The sequence below is a fragment of the Streptomyces albireticuli genome (assembly GCF_021228125.1).
GTDB classification, from domain to species: domain Bacteria; phylum Actinomycetota; class Actinomycetes; order Streptomycetales; family Streptomycetaceae; genus Streptomyces; species Streptomyces albireticuli.
Map to the genome: position 1 here is coordinate 1 of NZ_JAJQQS010000030.1, position 16,317 is coordinate 16,317.

Consider the following 16,317-nt stretch of genomic DNA (forward strand, 5'->3'; position numbering starts at 1 on the left):
AGTTTCGGTGGTCATAGCGTTAGGGAAACGCCCGGTTACATTCCGAACCCGGAAGCTAAGCCTTTCAGCGCCGATGGTACTGCATGGGGGACCGTGTGGGAGAGTAGGACGCCGCCGAACAAATTTTGAAGAAAGCCCCTTGGGGACCGAATTCGGTCCCCAAGGGGCTTTCTTGCGTTTCCCCTTCTTCCCCGCCGACCCCTCTGCACGGCCCGCCCCGGGCTGAGGGTAGGGTCATGGGGCATCGTTGGTACATTTCCCCCACAGGAGGCCCCCGGGTGGAGGTCCAGGAGACGCGAGTCCAGACCGACCGTGTCCTCACCATCCCGAACATCCTCAGCATGGCGCGCCTCGTCGGTGTCCCACTCTTCCTGTGGCTGATCCTCCGGCCGGTCATCGACGGCCACAACAGCGACGGATGGGCACTGCTGGTGCTCGCGCTGAGCGGCGTCAGCGACTACCTCGACGGAAAGCTCGCCCGGCGCTGGAATCAGATCAGCAGCCTCGGCCGGCTCCTCGACCCCGCCGCCGACCGGCTCTACATCCTTTCCACCCTCGTGGGCCTCACCTGGAGGGAGATCCTTCCGCTCTGGATGACCGCGGCACTCCTCGCGCGCGAGGCGATGCTCCTGGTCATGGTGTGGATTCTGCGACGTCACGGCTATCCACCGCCGCAGGTCAACTTCCTCGGGAAGGCCGCGACCTTCAATCTGATGTACGCGTTCCCGTTGCTGCTTCTCAGTGACGGTGGCGGCTGGCTGGGCTCACTCGCCGCGATTTTCGGATGGGCGTTCGCCGGATGGGGTACAACCCTGTATTGGTGGGCAGGGATCCTCTATGTGGTCCAGGTCCGCCGCCTAGTGAAGGCGGATCGCAAGTCCGACTGACCTCGCCGGAGTTCCGGAGCCTTACCAGGGCCGGTTGCCGTATGTGAGATACGCAGACCGGCCGGGGCGCGTGCAGTCGGAAATGACCGTCGTCTCCCGAGGAGGACGCTTCCGACATGAAGGCCGTCGTGATGGCCGGCGGTGAGGGCACGCGCCTTCGCCCCATGACCTCGAGCATGCCCAAGCCGCTCCTGCCGGTGGCCAACCGGCCGATCATGGAGCATGTGCTGCGACTGCTCAAGCGGCACGGACTCACCGAGACCGTCGTGACCGTGCAGTTCCTCGCCTCCCTCGTCAAGAACTACTTCGGCGACGGCGAGGAACTGGGCATGGAGCTCACCTACGCCAATGAGGAAAAGCCACTCGGCACGGCGGGCAGCGTCAAGAACGCCGAGGAGGCGCTCAAGGACGATGCCTTCCTGGTGATCTCCGGGGACGCCCTCACCGATTTCGACCTCACCGATCTGATCCGTTTCCACAAGGAGAAGGGCGCCCTCGTCACCGTCTGTCTGACGCGGGTGCCCAACCCCCTGGAATTCGGCATCACCATCGTCGACGAGAGCGGCAAGGTCGACCGCTTCCTCGAGAAGCCCACCTGGGGCCAGGTCTTCTCCGACACCGTGAACACCGGCATCTACGTCATGGAGCCGGAGGTCTTCGACTACGTCGAGGCCGATGTGCCCGTCGACTGGTCGGGCGATGTCTTCCCGCAGCTGATGAAGGAGGGCAAACCCGTCTTCGGGTACGTCGCCGAGGGCTACTGGGAGGACGTCGGCACCCACGAGAGCTACGGCAAGGCCCAGGCCGACGTCCTCGAGGGAAGAGTCGACGTCGACATAGACGGTTTCGAGATCTCCCCCGGAGTCTGGGTCGCCGAAGGCGCGGAGGTCCACCCCGACGCCGTGCTGCGCGGCCCCCTCTACATCGGCGACTACGCGAAGGTCGAGGCCGGCGCCGAGATCCGTGAGCACACCGTCGTGGGCTCCAACGTCGTCGTCAAGAGCGGCGCCTTCCTCCACAAGGCCGTCGTCCACGACAACGTCTACGTCGGCCAGCAGTGCAATCTGCGCGGCTGCGTCGTCGGCAAGAACACCGACATCATGCGCGCCGCCCGGATCGAGGACGGAGCCGTCATCGGGGACGAGTGCCTGATCGGTGAGGAATCGATTATCCAGGGCAATGTCCGCGTCTACCCCTTCAAGACCGTCGAGGCCGGAGCCTTCGTCAACACCTCGGTGATCTGGGAGTCCCGCGGCCAGGCGCACCTCTTCGGCGCCCGCGGGGTGTCGGGCATCCTCAATGTGGAGATCACCCCGGAGCTCGCGGTGCGGCTCGCCGGAGCGTACGCCACCACGCTCAAGAAGGGCTCGACGGTCACCACGGCCCGCGACCACTCCCGCGGCGCCCGGGCGCTCAAACGGGCGGTGATCTCCGCGCTCCAGGCCAGCGCCATAGACGTCCGTGACCTGGAAAACGTCCCGCTGCCCGTCGCCCGTCAGCAGACCGCCCGGGGCAGCGCCGGCGGCATCATGATCCGTACCTCGCCCGGGGTGCCGGACTCCGTGGACATCATGTTCTTCGACGAGCGCGGCGCCGACCTCTCCCAGGCCGGCCAGCGCAAGCTCGACCGCGTCTACGCCCGCCAGGAGTACCGGCGCGCCTTCCCCGGCGAGATCGGCGACCTGTCCTTCCCCTCCAGCGTCTACGACTCCTACACCGGCTCCCTGCTGCGGTCCGTGGACACCAGCGGGGTCGCCGAGGCCGGGCTCAAGGTCGTGGTCGACGCGTCGAACGGCAGCGCCGGCCTCGTCCTGCCCAGCCTCCTCGGCCGGCTCGGCGTGGACGCCTTCACCATCAACCCCGGCCTCGACGAGGCACGCCCGACCGAGACCGCCGAGACCCGCCGCTCCGGTCTGGTCCGGCTCGGCGAGATCGTGGCATCGGCGCGGGCCGCCTTCGGGGTGCGGTTCGACCCGGTGGGCGAGCGGATCTCGCTCGTGGACGAGCGCGGCCGCATCGTCGAGGACGACCGGGCCCTGCTCGTCCTCCTCGACCTGGTCGCCGCCGAGCGCCGCAGCGGCAAAGTGGCGCTGCCGGTGACCACGACCCGTATCGCCGAGCAGGTGGCCGCGTACCACGGCACCCAGGTGGAGTGGACGACGACGTCACCCGACGACCTCACCAGGGTCGGCCGCGCCGAGACGACGATCTTCGGCGGGGACGGGCGCGGCGGGTTCATCGTGCCCGAGTCCAGCAGTGTCTTCGACGGCACCGCCGCCTTCGTACGGCTCATCGGGCTGGTGGCCCGCACTCAGCTCACGCTCAGCCAGATAGACGCCCGCATCCCCCGGGCCCATGTGCTGCGCCGGGACCTGGCGACGCCGTGGGCCGTCAAGGGGCTCGTCATGCGGCACGTCGTCGAGGCGGCCGGGGGCCGCTCGGTGGACACCACCGACGGCGTCCGGGTGGTCGAGGCCGACGGCCGCTGGGTGATGGTCCTGCCCGACCCGGCCGAGGCCGTGACACACCTGTGGGCGGAAGGGCCTGACGACGCCTCGGCCCAGGCACTGCTCGACGAGTGGTCGGCGGTCGTGGACGGCGCCGGGCGCTGACGCCCCGACCCGCCGGGCCCCGGCTCACCGGGCCCGGCGGGTCGCGTTCTTCTCCGTATCCGGGATCCGGCACGCCGGTGGGGCCATTGGGAGACGGCACCCCCGACGTGCGACGATGTGCGGCATGTCGCAGCAGCCCCCCGTTCGGAGGACGGCAACGCCGTCCCCGCGCCCCGATGCCTCGATGTCGCTGCTGACCAATGTGATGGACCACAGCCTCGACGAGGGCTACGCGGAGGCGGCCGCCCGGCGTGCCGCGGAGGGCGGGCAGAAGCTGCCCACCGCCCTGCGCGCCAAGTTGGGGCTCGCGGCCGCGCTGCTGCTCGCCGCGGTGGTGGTGACGCTGGGCGCGGCCCAGGCGCGGATATCGGCTCCGACACTGGCCAAGGAGCGCCAGCAGCTCATCGACCGGATCCAGAAGGAGTCCTCCGACGCGGACGCGCTCCAGAAGAACGTCGACACCCTCCGGGACGCCGTCGGCACCAAGCAGCGCGACGTGCTGGAGAAACACGGCGGGGACAAGGCCGACTTGGTGGCCCTGCTCGCCGGGGCCACCGCCGTGCAGGGGCCCGGCCTCAAGCTGGTCGTCGACGACGCCAAGCAGACCAAGCAGAGCGGTGCCGGCGGACCGCGCGAGAGCAGCGGCTTCTCCGACACGGGCCGGGTGCGCGACCGCGACATGCAACGGATCGTCAACGGCCTGTGGCAGTCGGGGGCGGAGGCGATCGCGGTGAACGGGCAGCGGCTGACGGCGCTGTCCGCGATCAGGGCCGCCGGTGACGCCATACTGGTCGACAACAAGCCGCTGCCGCCGCCGTACACGGTGCTGGCGGTCGGGGACGGAGAGCGGCTGGTCACGGCCTTTCAGCGGAGCGCCGACGGGCACTACCTCCGCGCTCTCCAGGAGGGCTTCGGGGTTCGCACGAGCATCTCCGCCCAGAGCGAGGTCCGGCTGCCGGCCGCGCCGAGCCTGATCGTACGTAACGCAAAGCCGCAGGGGAAGGGCACATCGTGATCGCCGTATTGGGCCTCGTCGTGGGAGTCGTGGTCGGACTTGTCGTCCGCCCCGTGGTGCCGACGGCGGTCGAGCCCTATCTGCCCATCGCCGTCGTGGCGGCACTCGACGCGGTGTTCGGCGGGCTCCGCGCGATGCTCGACGGCATCTTCGACGACAAGGTGTTCGTCGTCTCCTTCCTGTCCAACGTGGTGGTGGCCGCGCTGATCGTCTTCCTCGGCGACAAGCTCGGCGTCGGGGCGCAGCTGTCCACCGGCGTCGTGGTCGTCCTGGGCATCCGGATCTTCTCCAACGCGGCCGCCATCCGGCGGCACGTCTTCCGGGCGTGAGCGGGATGAGCACCGACGACACCCCGGAGGAGCCGGGGCGCGACGAGAAGCCCGCCGGAGCGTCCGGAGTCCGGTCCGCCGGTACGCCGGGCGGGACGGCCGCCGAAGGCCCCTCCGGGGCCCCCGGGGGCGTTCCGGCCGACGGCGCCGGGGAGGCGTCCGCCGACGCCTCTGCCGGCGAGCCCGGCGCGGAGCCGGGGAAGGAGCGGAAGGCCGCGAAGCGGCCGGGAAAGCCGGAGTCGCCGCGTCCGCCGGCGAAGGCCGGCGAGCCGGAGCGGCCGGCCGGGGCCGTAACCCCGGAGCCGGGCCGCGCAACGGAAGCGGAATCGGAGGCCGGTCCCGAGACGAAGGCCGGGCCCGAGGCCGTGCCGGGTCCCGAGCCGGTGGCCGGTCCCGCGGCCGGTCCCTCGGCCGAGGAGGATTCCGGGCCGCTGCCGGGGTCCGCGCACGAGATCCCGCCCTCACCACCCGAGGCCGTTCCCCTGACGGGCCGTCAGCGCCTGGTGAACGGTCTGTGGCCGCCGCGGGTGACCCGGGCCCAGCTGACCGTCGCCGTGCTGCTCTGCGTGCTCGGCCTCGGCCTAGCCATCCAGGTCCGTTCGACCAACGACACCAGCGCCCTGCGCGGCGCCCGCCAGGAGGACCTCGTCCGGATCCTGGACGAGCTGGACAACCGCACCAAGCGGCTGGAGGACGAGAAGCGGCGGCTGGAGGGGCAGCGCACCGAGCTGGAGAGCAGCTCCAACCAGGCCGCGGAGGCCCGCAAGCAGACCGCGCAGAAGGAACAGCAGCTCGGGGTCCTCGCGGGTACCGTGGCGGCCGAGGGACCCGGCATCGAGCTCACGGTGAGCGATCCCAAGGGGGCGGTCGAGCCGGACAAACTGCTCGACGCGCTCCAGGAGCTGCGCGCCGCGGGAGCGGAGGCGATCCAGATCAACGACGTACGGATCGCCGCCGACACCTATTTCTCGGGCGCGGCGGGGAAGGTGGAGATCGATGGCAAAAAGGTCTCCCAGCCCTACCGGTTCAAGGTGATCGGCAAGCCGCAGGACCTGGAGCCGGCCCTGAACATCCCCGGAGGAACGGTGCAGACTCTGGAGAAGGAGCGGGCGGGCATCACGGTCCAGCGGTCTGAGAAGATCATTGTCGATGCCTTGCGCCCGGCGAAGCGGCCTGACTACGCTCGGTCGTCATCGCAGTGAGGCGGGCGGGCATGGGGGCTTCACGCGGAGGCCACGAGGTTGCGGGGGGTCGGCGCACCAAGTCGAGGGTGCGTGGTGGAAACTGTCTGTTGACCACGGACGTTGTATGGATGTCCAGGTCGGACGGTGTGTGCATCGAGGGTTTGTCCTGCCCCACGGGCGGGTCTGTTTCGGTCAAGGGGAATCGCCCGTGAAGTTGTTTGCGAAGTTGTTCGGCAAGAGCGCACGCCAGGAGGGCGGCAACGCCCGCCACCGGGCGTCGCGCCCCGCGGAAGGCGGGGAAGGCACCCAGGAAGGGCGCCCGCTGTTCCGGGACCAGGTGGGTGGGTCCGGCGATGTCCAGCACGGACACGGCGGGTCCGCTGTTGACCCCGCCGCAGGTGGGCCCATAGGTTTCGGAGCACCAGCGACCTCAAGCGCGGCTGGAGGGTATGCCTTGCCGGTATGTACGAGGTGCGGCCACCGGAACGCCGAGGCCAGCCGGTTCTGCTCCAACTGCGGCGCGCCGCTGCGGCCGGGTGCCGTCGCCGAGCGTGCCTCGGAGACCACGTCGACGATCTCCATCTCCGGTCTCGAGGCGTACGACTCGGAGGCCACCGGCCAGACGCCGATCCCGACGCTCTCGCCCGAGGCGCAGGCGGCGGTCGACGCCCTTCCGCTGGGCTCCGCCCTCCTGGTGGTGCGCCGCGGCCCGAACTCGGGCAGCCGCTTCCTGTTGGACGGCGATCTGACCACGGCGGGCCGGCACCCGCAGAGCGACATCTTCCTGGACGACGTGACGGTCTCCCGGCGCCACGTGGAGTTCCGCAGAGGCCAGGACGGCGGCTTCACCGTCGCCGACGTCGGCAGCCTCAACGGCACCTACGTCAACCGTGAGCGGATCGACTCGGTCGCCCTCCAGAACGGCGACGAGGTGCAGATCGGCAAGTACCGTCTGGTCTTCTACGGCAGCCAGCGAGGCATCTGATCCTCCCCCGGACGACGTCCGGGGGGACCTCCAGGAAGGGCCATGCTTCGAACTCCGTCGGGCGGTGCCGGATCCTCCGGCACCGCCGGCCCGGGCGGGCGGCTGGTGAGCATCGGCACGGTGCTCAATCTGCTGCGTGACGAGTTCCCCGAGGTCACCATCTCCAAGATCCGTTTCCTGGAGGCGGAGGGCCTGGTGGAGCCGCAGCGCACCCCGTCCGGCTATCGCAAGTTCAGCGAGGCGGACGTGGAGCGTCTCGGTTACGTCCTGCGGATGCAGCGGGACCACTATCTGCCGCTGAAAGTCATCAGGGAGCACCTCGACGCGCTCGCCAGGGGGGAGCAGGCCCAGCTCCCCGCCCCCGGCAAGCCCCGGGACGCCCTGGGCGCCCTGGAGGCCGGGGCCGAGGGCGCGGCGAGCCTGGAGGACCCGGCGCGGGCGGGTTCGGGGCGCCCCACGGCGGCCCGGATCGGCCGCGCGGAGCTGCTGAGCGCCACCGGCGTCACGGAGAGTGAGCTGGTGGAGTGGGAGTCGTACGGCCTGATCGCCGCCCACCCGGACGGCGGATTCCACGCCGACTCCGTCGCGGTGGCGAAGCTCGTCGCCGACCTGGGCCGTTTCGGTCTGGAGCCCCGTCATCTGCGCGCCATGCGGGCCGCCGCCGACCGCCAGGCCGACCTGGTCGAACAGCTGGTCGCACCGCTGCGCAGGCACCGCAACCCCCAGACCAGGGCGCATGCGGAGGCCACCGCGCGCGAGCTCGCGGCGCTGTCCGTAAGGCTCCACGCGGCGCTTGTGCAGGCCGCTCTGCGCGCGGGTTCGCACTGACCGGCGAGTGCCCGACTACCCAAACCTGCCGGGCACGTCCTAGGGTTGCTGTGTGAACGAGCTCGATGTCGTGGGTGTCCGGGTGGAAATGCCCTCCAACCAGCCGATCGTGCTCCTGCGTGAAGTGGGAGGCGACCGTTACCTCCCGATCTGGATCGGACCGGGAGAGGCTACGGCCATCGCCTTCGCCCAGCAGGGCATGGCGCCGGCCCGTCCGCTGACCCATGACCTGTTCAAGGACGTGCTGGAAGCGGTCGGGCAGCAGCTCACCGAGGTCCGCATCACGGACCTGCGGGAGGGCGTGTTCTACGCGGAGCTCGTCTTCGCCAGCGGGGTGGAGGTCAGCGCGAGGCCGTCCGACGCCATAGCGCTGGCGCTGCGCACCGGTACGCCGATCTACGGCAGCGACGGTGTGCTGGACGACGCCGGGATCGCCATCCCGGACGAGCAGGAGGACGAGGTCGAGAAGTTCCGCGAGTTCCTCGACCAGATCTCGCCGGAGGACTTCGGCACCAACAGCCAGTGAGGCGCGCACCGGGTCGCTGAACCCGGGGCGCAGGGGCGCATTCGAGTAGCCTTTCCCGGCGCGGGGATACGTAAAACCACTCTCTGGGTGATTATCACTCGGCGTGCCGAGTGTGGCGATCGTTGACGCACCCCGGGTGACTGCCTACCGTCGTGAAGGCAGGTCAAGGACGGAGGTCGGCGTGAGAAGCATGGGCGACGGTACGGCGGTCGGCAGTCCGTTTCCGCTGTACGGGGGAGCGGTCGAACAGCCCTCCCGTCATGTCATCCCGGCAGCGGCCGGCACACCGCAGGGGCCGGAGACCGACAAGGTCGGATATCGCGGGCCGACGGCCTGCGCGGCGGCGGGGATCACCTACCGCCAGCTGGACTACTGGGCGCGTACGGGCCTGGTCGAGCCGAGTGTCCGGCCGGCCTACGGCTCGGGCAGCCAGCGGCTCTACAGCTTCCGGGACGTCGTCGTCCTGAAGATCGTGAAGCGGCTGCTGGACACCGGTGTCTCGCTCCAGAACATCCGCACGGCCGTTCAGCATCTGCGCTCGCGCGGCATGGAGGACCTGCCGCAGATGACGCTGATGAGCGACGGCGCGACGGTCTACGAATGCACCTCTCCGGACGAGGTCGTCGACCTCCTCCAGGGCGGGCAGGGGGTCTTCGGCATCGCCGTGGGCGTCGTCTGGCGGGACGTCGAGGCGGTGCTCTCCCAGCTCCACGGGGAGCGCGTGGACACCGGGGAGACCCTCGTCGGCCACAACCCGGCGGACGAGCTGGCCAGGCGGCGCAACCGGGCCGGCTGAGGAGCGCCGCGCCCCGGCCGGGGCGTGGATCCCTCGAAGCGGGCACAGACGGGCTCGGATCGGCTCGGATCGGCTCTGTACGGGCGCGGGGCGGGTGCGGGGCCGGCGTGGCGCCGGTCCCGGAACCGCCGGATTCGCCGGAATCGCCTGGCACATCAGCGCGATTGTCAGTGGTGTGCGGCAGCATCGGTGGTGTGAGAGCCGCACCGACGATTCTGCACCTGGACATGGACGCCTTCTACGCCTCGGCGGAGCAGGCGGCCAAGCCCAGCCTGCGCGGGAAGCCCGTGGTCGTCGGCGGCATCGGCCCGCGTGGCGTGGTCGCCACGGCGTCCTACGAGGCGCGGGTCTTCGGCATCCGCTCCGCGATGGCCACGGCCCAGGCCCGCAGGCTCTGTCCCAACGCCGCCTATCTGACCCCGCGCTTTCCTGTCTACCGACAGGTCAGCGAGGTGGTGATGGGGCTGCTCGGCGCGCTGTCGCCGCTGGTCGAGCCGCTCAGCCTCGACGAGGCGTTCGTCGACCTCGAGGCGGGCGGCGTCGAGCCCTCGTCGGCCGCCGTCCGGGCCGTCGGGGAGCGGCTGCGGCGCGACATCGTGGCGGCCACGGGCCTCACCGGCTCGGTGGGCCTCGCCGGGTCCAAGATGCTCGCCAAGATCGCCTCCGAGCAGGCCAAGCCGGACGGGCTCGTCCTCATCGAGCCCGGCACCGAGCGGGAGCTGCTGGGCCCCATGTCGGTGCGCGCCGTTCCGGGCGTCGGTCCCGCCACCGCCGAGACGCTGCGCCGGGCCGGGATCACCACCGTCTCCGAGACGGCCGAGGCGGGCGAGGCGGAGCTGGTGCGGCTGCTCGGCAAGGCCCATGGCTCGGGGCTGTACGCCCTGGCCACCGGGCACGACGACCGTCCCGTGGTCGCCGAGCGGGACGCCAAGTCGGTGTCCGTCGAGGACACCTTCGAGGAGGACGTGACCGACCGGACCCGGGTCCAGCTGGAGCTCGCCCGCCTCGCCGACCGGTGCGTACGGCGGTTGCGTGACGCGGGCCGGTCCGGCCGCACCGTGGTGATCAAGGTGCGGCGCTACGACTTCTCGACGCTGACGCGCTCGGAGACGCTGCGCGGGCCGACCGATGACCCCGGCGTGGTGCGGGAGGCGGCGGCGCGGCTGCTGGACGGCGTGGACACCACGGCGGGCGTGCGGCTGCTGGGCGTGGGCGTCACCGGTCTCGCCGACTACACCCAGGAGGACCTCTTCGCCCAGGCGGCGAGCGAGGCGGCCGCGGCGGAAGCGGAGCTCCCGGTCCCGCCGGAGGGTGCGGAGGCGGTGGCGGGCGAGCCGACGCCCGTGGGTGAGGGGGCGCCGGAGGCTCCTGAACGGCCCCGGCGCTGGCTCCCCGGCCTGGATGTGCGGCACAGCGAGTACGGGGCCGGCTGGATCCAGGGCAGCGGCGTCGGCCGGGTCACGGTGCGCTTCGAACAGCCCTGGTCGGAGCCCGGCCGGGTACGGACCTTCGCCGTCGACGACCCCGCGCTGGAACCGGGCGAGCCGCTCCCGCTGATCAGCCCGCGGGCCTCCGTGAGCGGGGAGGACCCTGGGGGCGCCCGGAAGCCCGTAGCCGCGGAGGGCCACCCCGCGGACCCGGAGGCGCCTGTGAGCGGGGAGGCCCCCGTGGGCACGCAGGACCCTGTGAGCGCTGAGGGTCCCGTAGGCGCGCAGGGACCGGTGGAAGTCCGTGAGGCCGCCGTGGGCGCGGAGAGCCCTGTGAGCGGAGAGGGTCTCGCGCGCACGCAGGGGCCTGCCGGGGCCGAGGGTCCCGCAGCCGCGCGGAGCCTGGTGGGAGCGCGGCGGTCCCTGGGTGCGGAGCGTCCCGCGAGCGCGCGGACGTCCGTGAGGGCGGAGGGTCCGTAGCCGCGTGGGAGTCCCGGAGACCGGTGGGCTCGCCGAGGGTGCGGGGGGTCCGTACGGCCGGAGGAGGCCACGGTCCCGGAGGCCGCCGACAGGGCCCAGGGTCAGCCGTTCGCGCCGTTGACCGTGCCGAGGCCCTCGTCGGAGGGGGCGTCCGGTGCGGGGAGGGCGAGCCCGTAGTGGTGGTAGAGCTGGAGCTCCTGCTCCGGGGAGAGGTGGCGGCCGACCCCGAAGTCCGGCGCGTCCTTGATCAGCGCCCGCTCGTAGGGGACCCGCAGGGTGTCGTCCACGACCTCGCTGGGCTCCAGCGGCACGAAGGCGTCCCGGCTGAACAGCCCCGTCCGGACCGCCGCCCACTCCGGCTCCCCGGTCGCGTCGTCCAGATACACCTCGTCCACGGTGCCGATCCTCGCGCCGTGGCGGTCGAATGCCTTGCGGCCGATCAGGCTCTGCGGATCGATATCGCTCTGCACCGTTCCTCCCAAGAGTCGCGCGAAGCCCCGAGTGCCCCAGGGGCCCCGGCCGATCCCCGGCCCCCTGGCAACGTCCCCCGACAACAACGAAAAGCCACAAAGCGGGAACCGGCCACTCGAAGGCCCTGCCCAAAGCCACGCTGGTAGGCTGGCGAATGGCCGCAGACCCCGTGCGGGAGAGTCTTCCGAGAGCCCTCACCGGCTTCTCCGGAGGCGCCGAAGGAGCAAATCCTCCCCGGAATCTCTCAGGCACCCGTACCGCATGGACGAGGTCACTCTGGAAAGCAGGGCGGGCCCGGTCAGGCACGACGCCGAAGCCCGTCCTCACCGACGGTGAAAGCTGGGCTGTGTGAGGCGGCCCGGTGAAGCTCTCAGGTTGAGATGACAGAGGGGGAGGCCGTTCGGGTACCCGCGCCGTGGTACCCCTCGCAGGTCGCAACGACCAGGAGGCCTCCGCAGATGACAGCCCACCGCATCTCCCTTTCCGACCTGGAGCGGGGCACACCCTTCGAGCAGCGCCACATAGGGCCCGACGCCGGGGCCCAGGCCAAGATGCTCGCCCAGGTCGGCTTCGGCTCGCTCGACGAACTCACCGCCGCCGCCGTGCCGGACGTGATCAAGAGCACCGAGGCGCTGGCCCTGCCCGCCGCCCGCACCGAGGCCGAGGTCCTGGCCGAGCTGCGCACGCTGGCCGACCGCAACCAGGTCCTCGCCCCGATGATCGGCCTCGGTTACCACGGCACGTTCACCCCGCCGGTGATCCTGCGCAACGTCATGGAGAACCCCGCCTGGTACACGGCCTACACGCCGTACCAGCCGGAGATCTCGCAGGGCCGACTCGAAGCCCTCCTGAACTTCCAGACCGTCGTCGCCGAGCTCAGCGGACTGCCCACCTCCGGCGCCTCCCTGCTCGACGAGGGCACCGCCGCCGCCGAGGCCATGGCGCTCTCCCGCCGGGTCGGCAAGGTCAAGCAGGGCGTCTTCCTGGTCGACGCCGACACCCTGCCCCAGACCATCGCCGTGATCGAGACCCGCGCCGAGCCCACCGGGGTCGAGGTCGTCGTCGCCGACCTCACCGGGGGCATCCCCGAGGAGATCGCCGAGCGCGGTGTCTTCGGCGTCCTGCTCCAGTACCCCGGCGCCTCCGGCGCCGTGCGCGATCTCCGTCCGGTCATCGAGCGCGCCCACGAGCTCGGCGCGGTCGTCACGGTCGCCGCCGACCTGCTCGCCCTCACCCTGCTCACCTCGCCCGGCGAGCTCGGCGCCGACATCGCCGTCGGCACCACCCAGCGCTTCGGCGTGCCCATGGGCTTCGGCGGTCCGCACGCCGGATTCATGGCCGTGCGCGAGCAGTTCGCCCGCAGCCTGCCCGGCCGCCTCGTCGGCGTCTCCGTCGACGCCGACGGCAACAAGGCCTACCGCCTGGCCCTTCAGACCCGCGAGCAGCACATCCGCCGCGAGAAGGCCACCAGCAACATCTGCACCGCGCAGGTGCTGCTCGCCGTCATGGCCGGCATGTACGCCGTCTACCACGGCCCGGAGGGCCTCGCCGCGATCGCCCGTCGCACGCACCGCTACGCCACGCTGCTCGCCGAGGGGCTGCGGGCCGGCGGTGTCGAGATCGCGCACGGCTCGTACTTCGACACCTTGACCGCCCGTGTCCCCGGCCGGGCGGCCGAGGTCGTGGCGGCAGCCCGGGCGAACGGGGTCAACCTCCGCCTGGTCGACGCCGACCTGGTCGGCATCGCCTGTGACGAGACCACCGCCCGCGCCCAGCTGGCCGCGGTCTGGGCCGCGTTCGGGGTGGCCGCGGACATCGAGTCCCTCGACGCGCTCGACGCCTCGGTGGCCGACGCGCTCCCCGAGGGCCTCCTGCGCACCGACGAGTACCTCACGCACCCGGTCTTCCACCAGCACCGCTCCGAGACCGCTCTGCTGCGCTACCTGCGCCGTCTCGCCGACCGGGACTACGCCCTGGACCGGGGCATGATCCCGCTCGGCTCCTGCACCATGAAGCTCAACGCCACCACCGAGATGGAGCCGGTCACCTGGCCGGAGTTCGGTGCGCTGCACCCCTTCGCGCCGGTCGAGCAGGCCGAGGGCTACCTCACGCTCATCACCGAGCTGGAGGAGCGGCTCGCCGAGGTCACCGGCTACGACAAGGTGTCGATCCAGCCGAACGCCGGCTCGCAGGGCGAGCTCGCGGGCCTGCTGGCCGTCCGCGCCTACCACCGCGCCAACGGCGACGAGCAGCGCACCGTCTGTCTGATCCCGTCCTCCGCGCACGGCACCAACGCCGCGAGCGCCGTGATGGCCGGCATGAAGGTCGTCGTGGTCAAGACCGCGGACGACGGCGAGGTCGACGCCGAGGACCTGCGCGCCAAGATCGAGAAGCACCGCGACGAGCTCGCCGTGCTGATGATCACGTACCCGTCCACGCACGGCGTCTTCGAGGAGCACGTCGCCGACATCTGCGCGGCCGTGCACGAGGCCGGCGGCCAGGTGTACGTGGACGGCGCGAACCTCAACGCGCTGGTGGGCGTGGCCAAGCCGGGCAAGTTCGGCGGCGACGTCTCGCACCTGAACCTGCACAAGACCTTCTGCATCCCGCACGGCGGCGGCGGCCCGGGCGTCGGCCCGGTCGGCGTCCGCGCCCACCTGGCGCCGTACCTGCCCAACCACCCGCTCCAGCCCACCGCCGGCCCGGCGACGGGCGTGGGCCCGATCTCGGCCGCCCCCTGGGGCTCCGCGGGCATCCTGCCGATCTCCTGGGCGTACGTCCGGCTGATGGGCGGCGAGGGCCTCAAGCGGGCCACCCAGGTCGCGGTGCTCGGCGCCAACTACATCGCCAAGCGCCTTGAGCCGCACTACCCCGTGCTCTACACCGGCCCCAACGGTCTGGTCGCGCACGAGTGCATCGTCGACCTCCGGCCGCTGACCAAGGCGACCGGTGTGACGGTGGACGATGTCGCCAAGCGGCTCATCGACTACGGCTTCCACGCGCCGACCATGTCCTTCCCGGTGGCCGGGACGCTCATGATCGAGCCGACGGAGAGCGAGGACCTCACAGAGCTGGATCGTTTCTGCGAGGCGATGATCGCGATCCGCGCCGAGATCGAGAAGGTCGGCTCGGGGGAGTGGGCCAAGGACGACAACCCGCTGCGGAACGCCCCGCACACCGCCGCTTCGGTGACCGGCGCGTGGGAGCACCCGTACACCCGTGAGGAGGCCGCTTTCCCGGCCGGGGTGTCCGCCGACAAGTACTGGCCGCCGGTGCGCCGCGTGGACGGTGCCTACGGTGACCGCAACCTCGTCTGCTCCTGCCCGCCCATGGAGGAGTACGAGGGCTGAGGGACCCTCGGGGTCTGACGGGTCCGGTCAGGACCCGGGTCGGGGCCGGTTCGGCGAGTGCGCCGGGCCGGCCCCTTCATGTGCGTGGTGCTGTTCTTCTGTGTGCCTGTTCTTCTGTGCGTCTGTACGTTTGCGCGTCTGTACGTTCGTGCGGTGTCGCGCGTGCGGCCGTGCGTGGATGCCGATATCAGGCAGCGGTCACCACATGATCCGCGTCCAACGGTCGGTGCGGTGCGATGATCCGGCCGTCCGGCAGCAGCTCACCGGTGTCCTCGAAGCAGAGGACGCCGTTGCACAGCAGGCTCCAGCCCTGCTCCGGGTGGTGCGCCACGAGATGGGCGGCTTCCCGGTCGGTGGAGTCGGCGGTGGGACACGCGGGCTGGTGCTGGCACATGGAAGGGATCTTTCGCTCTGATGTGGTGGCTGTCCTGCGGCTCGATGCGGTGGTCATGCCGCCCCCCGTAGGCGAATCGGTTGGTCGATACCAGTGTTGCCCCACGGGCGTGATTCCGCAGGGATTTCCCGGCAGCGCTCCTCACTGGATGAGGACGCGTCACCCGTGCGGGCGGTTGCCACCTGCCGCACCGCCACTTCGGGTGGTCCGGCATGGTCGTCACGGGCTAGTCCGCGAGGGTGAGCACAGGTGTGCGCCCCGCGGCGTGGTGGCGGGCCGCGGGGCTTCGTCGCGCGTCGGACCCGCGTCAGGCGGGCGTCTTCAGCAAGGGCGGCGGTGTGAGCCGCAGCGAGATGACGGGCAGCAGCTCGCCGAAGCGGTGCGGCCGGTGGGCGGCGATGCCCGGTGGTGCCGGGGCGAGGGGCACCAGCAGGTCGCCGGGGGCCGGCAGCCCGGAGGCGGCGTCGGCCGTGACGTCGCCGTGCAGCCAGAGCGTGAGCATGTAGAGCTCCGGCACGGACAGCAGCCGGGGCTGGTAAGGCGTCGTCAATGCCTCGGCCTGGCGCAGTGCCCGCTCGGTCGAGGCGAGGTAGGGGCCTTCGAAGAAGTGGGAGAACGCCCAGCCGTCCGCCGTCGGTGCCGTGTCGGCCGCGGCCACCGCCCGCTCGCCGCCGCGGATGAGGAAGCGCCAGCCGGTGAGCCGGGTGCGTGGGGTGCCGCCGCGGTGGGTGTCCCGCTCCAGGAGGTGGACGGGCAAGGGGAGTTCGGGCGTCAGGGGCCCCTGCGCGGATTTCAGGGAAGGCGTGCGGGCCTCGCGCACGGCGGTCGGGGAGCCAAGGGCGGTGACGATGCTCAGCAGGGCAGGCGCGGGGGCAGGGGGGACATGCAGCGGCATGGTGGGTCGCCTCTCACTTCGGAGACACGTTGTGCTGGGCAGGTGCGGACGACGCTGTCAGCGTGCGGGGTCAGAGGGGGGCCGGGGACCGTACCGACACAACCGGGGCCGGGGCGCCTGCTCTCTGCCTCGTCAACG

Annotated in this window: 14 protein-coding genes, 1 rRNA gene and 1 riboswitch; of the genes, 12 read left to right on the plus strand and 3 right to left on the minus strand. The window is 71.4% G+C overall.

Annotation, left to right across the window (positions count from 1 at the left end):
- Positions 1 to 3: 3 nt before the first annotated feature.
- The 11 genes from rrf to LUZ64_RS34495 all read left to right on the plus strand — a co-directional run bounded on the left by rrf (position 4) and on the right by LUZ64_RS34495 (position 11,069).
- A 5S ribosomal RNA gene (gene rrf / locus LUZ64_RS34445) occupies positions 4 to 120 on the plus strand.
- A gap of 158 nt (positions 121 to 278) precedes the next feature.
- Positions 279 to 887 (plus strand): cardiolipin synthase ClsA, encoded by a 609-nt coding sequence (gene clsA / locus LUZ64_RS34450; protein ID WP_095583805.1) that lies wholly within the window; start codon positions 279 to 281, stop codon positions 885 to 887.
- 116 nt (positions 888 to 1,003) lie between these two features.
- Positions 1,004 to 3,499, plus strand: a complete 2,496-nt coding sequence (locus LUZ64_RS34455; RefSeq protein WP_095583806.1) for a mannose-1-phosphate guanyltransferase — start codon at positions 1,004 to 1,006, stop codon at positions 3,497 to 3,499.
- 115 nt (positions 3,500 to 3,614) lie between these two features.
- Positions 3,615 to 4,514: a DUF881 domain-containing protein gene (locus tag LUZ64_RS34460; protein ID WP_211305132.1), complete on the plus strand. Its 900-nt coding sequence runs from the start codon at positions 3,615 to 3,617 to the stop codon at positions 4,512 to 4,514.
- The gene (locus tag LUZ64_RS34465; protein WP_049715989.1) at positions 4,511 to 4,843 is read left to right on the plus strand and encodes a small basic family protein; all 333 of its coding nucleotides are present in this window, start codon (positions 4,511 to 4,513) and stop codon (positions 4,841 to 4,843) included. Before LUZ64_RS34460 ends, LUZ64_RS34465 begins: the two co-directional genes overlap by 4 nt.
- Positions 4,844 to 5,208: 365 nt before the next feature.
- The gene (locus LUZ64_RS34470) at positions 5,209 to 6,045 is read left to right on the plus strand and encodes a DUF881 domain-containing protein (protein ID WP_095583823.1); all 837 of its coding nucleotides are present in this window, start codon (positions 5,209 to 5,211) and stop codon (positions 6,043 to 6,045) included.
- 106 nt (positions 6,046 to 6,151) lie between these two features.
- A complete protein-coding gene (locus LUZ64_RS34475) occupies positions 6,152 to 7,012 on the plus strand; it encodes a double zinc ribbon and FHA domain-containing protein (RefSeq protein ID WP_095583808.1) in 861 nt (286 codons plus the stop codon).
- A gap of 42 nt (positions 7,013 to 7,054) precedes the next feature.
- On the plus strand, positions 7,055 to 7,840 hold the full coding sequence (ftsR, locus tag LUZ64_RS34480; RefSeq protein ID WP_095583809.1) for a transcriptional regulator FtsR: 786 nt from the start codon (positions 7,055 to 7,057) through the stop codon (positions 7,838 to 7,840).
- Positions 7,841 to 7,892: 52 nt separating this feature from the next.
- Positions 7,893 to 8,366: a bifunctional nuclease family protein gene (locus LUZ64_RS34485; RefSeq protein ID WP_030874883.1), complete on the plus strand. Its 474-nt coding sequence runs from the start codon at positions 7,893 to 7,895 to the stop codon at positions 8,364 to 8,366.
- Positions 8,367 to 8,547: 181 nt separating this feature from the next.
- Positions 8,548 to 9,162: a MerR family transcriptional regulator gene (locus LUZ64_RS34490; RefSeq protein ID WP_095583810.1), complete on the plus strand. Its 615-nt coding sequence runs from the start codon at positions 8,548 to 8,550 to the stop codon at positions 9,160 to 9,162.
- A 194-nt stretch (positions 9,163 to 9,356) separates the two neighbouring features.
- A complete protein-coding gene (locus LUZ64_RS34495) occupies positions 9,357 to 11,069 on the plus strand; it encodes a DNA polymerase IV (RefSeq protein WP_095583824.1) in 1,713 nt (570 codons plus the stop codon).
- 101 nt (positions 11,070 to 11,170) lie between these two features.
- Here the strand turns inward: LUZ64_RS34495 and LUZ64_RS34500 are convergent, their stop codons facing one another.
- Positions 11,171 to 11,551: a PRC-barrel domain-containing protein gene (locus LUZ64_RS34500; protein WP_170116894.1), complete on the minus strand. Its 381-nt coding sequence runs from the start codon at positions 11,549 to 11,551 to the stop codon at positions 11,171 to 11,173.
- A gap of 151 nt (positions 11,552 to 11,702) precedes the next feature.
- Positions 11,703 to 11,810, plus strand: a riboswitch (glycine riboswitch).
- Between the two features lie 188 nt (positions 11,811 to 11,998).
- Here LUZ64_RS34500 and gcvP point away from each other — a divergent pair.
- A complete protein-coding gene (gene gcvP, locus LUZ64_RS34505) occupies positions 11,999 to 14,890 on the plus strand; it encodes an aminomethyl-transferring glycine dehydrogenase (RefSeq protein ID WP_095583812.1) in 2,892 nt (963 codons plus the stop codon).
- A gap of 187 nt (positions 14,891 to 15,077) precedes the next feature.
- On the opposite strand, the gene LUZ64_RS34510 is transcribed toward gcvP, so the two are convergent.
- Together LUZ64_RS34510 and LUZ64_RS34515 are read right to left on the minus strand one after the other, a co-directional pair.
- Entirely contained in the window at positions 15,078 to 15,284 is a 207-nt protein-coding gene (locus LUZ64_RS34510; RefSeq protein WP_276522629.1) for a DUF5999 family protein, read from the minus strand.
- Positions 15,285 to 15,591: 307 nt separating this feature from the next.
- Positions 15,592 to 16,179: a hypothetical protein gene (locus tag LUZ64_RS34515; RefSeq protein ID WP_095583813.1), complete on the minus strand. Its 588-nt coding sequence runs from the start codon at positions 16,177 to 16,179 to the stop codon at positions 15,592 to 15,594.
- Between the last annotated feature and the right edge of the window lie 138 nt (positions 16,180 to 16,317).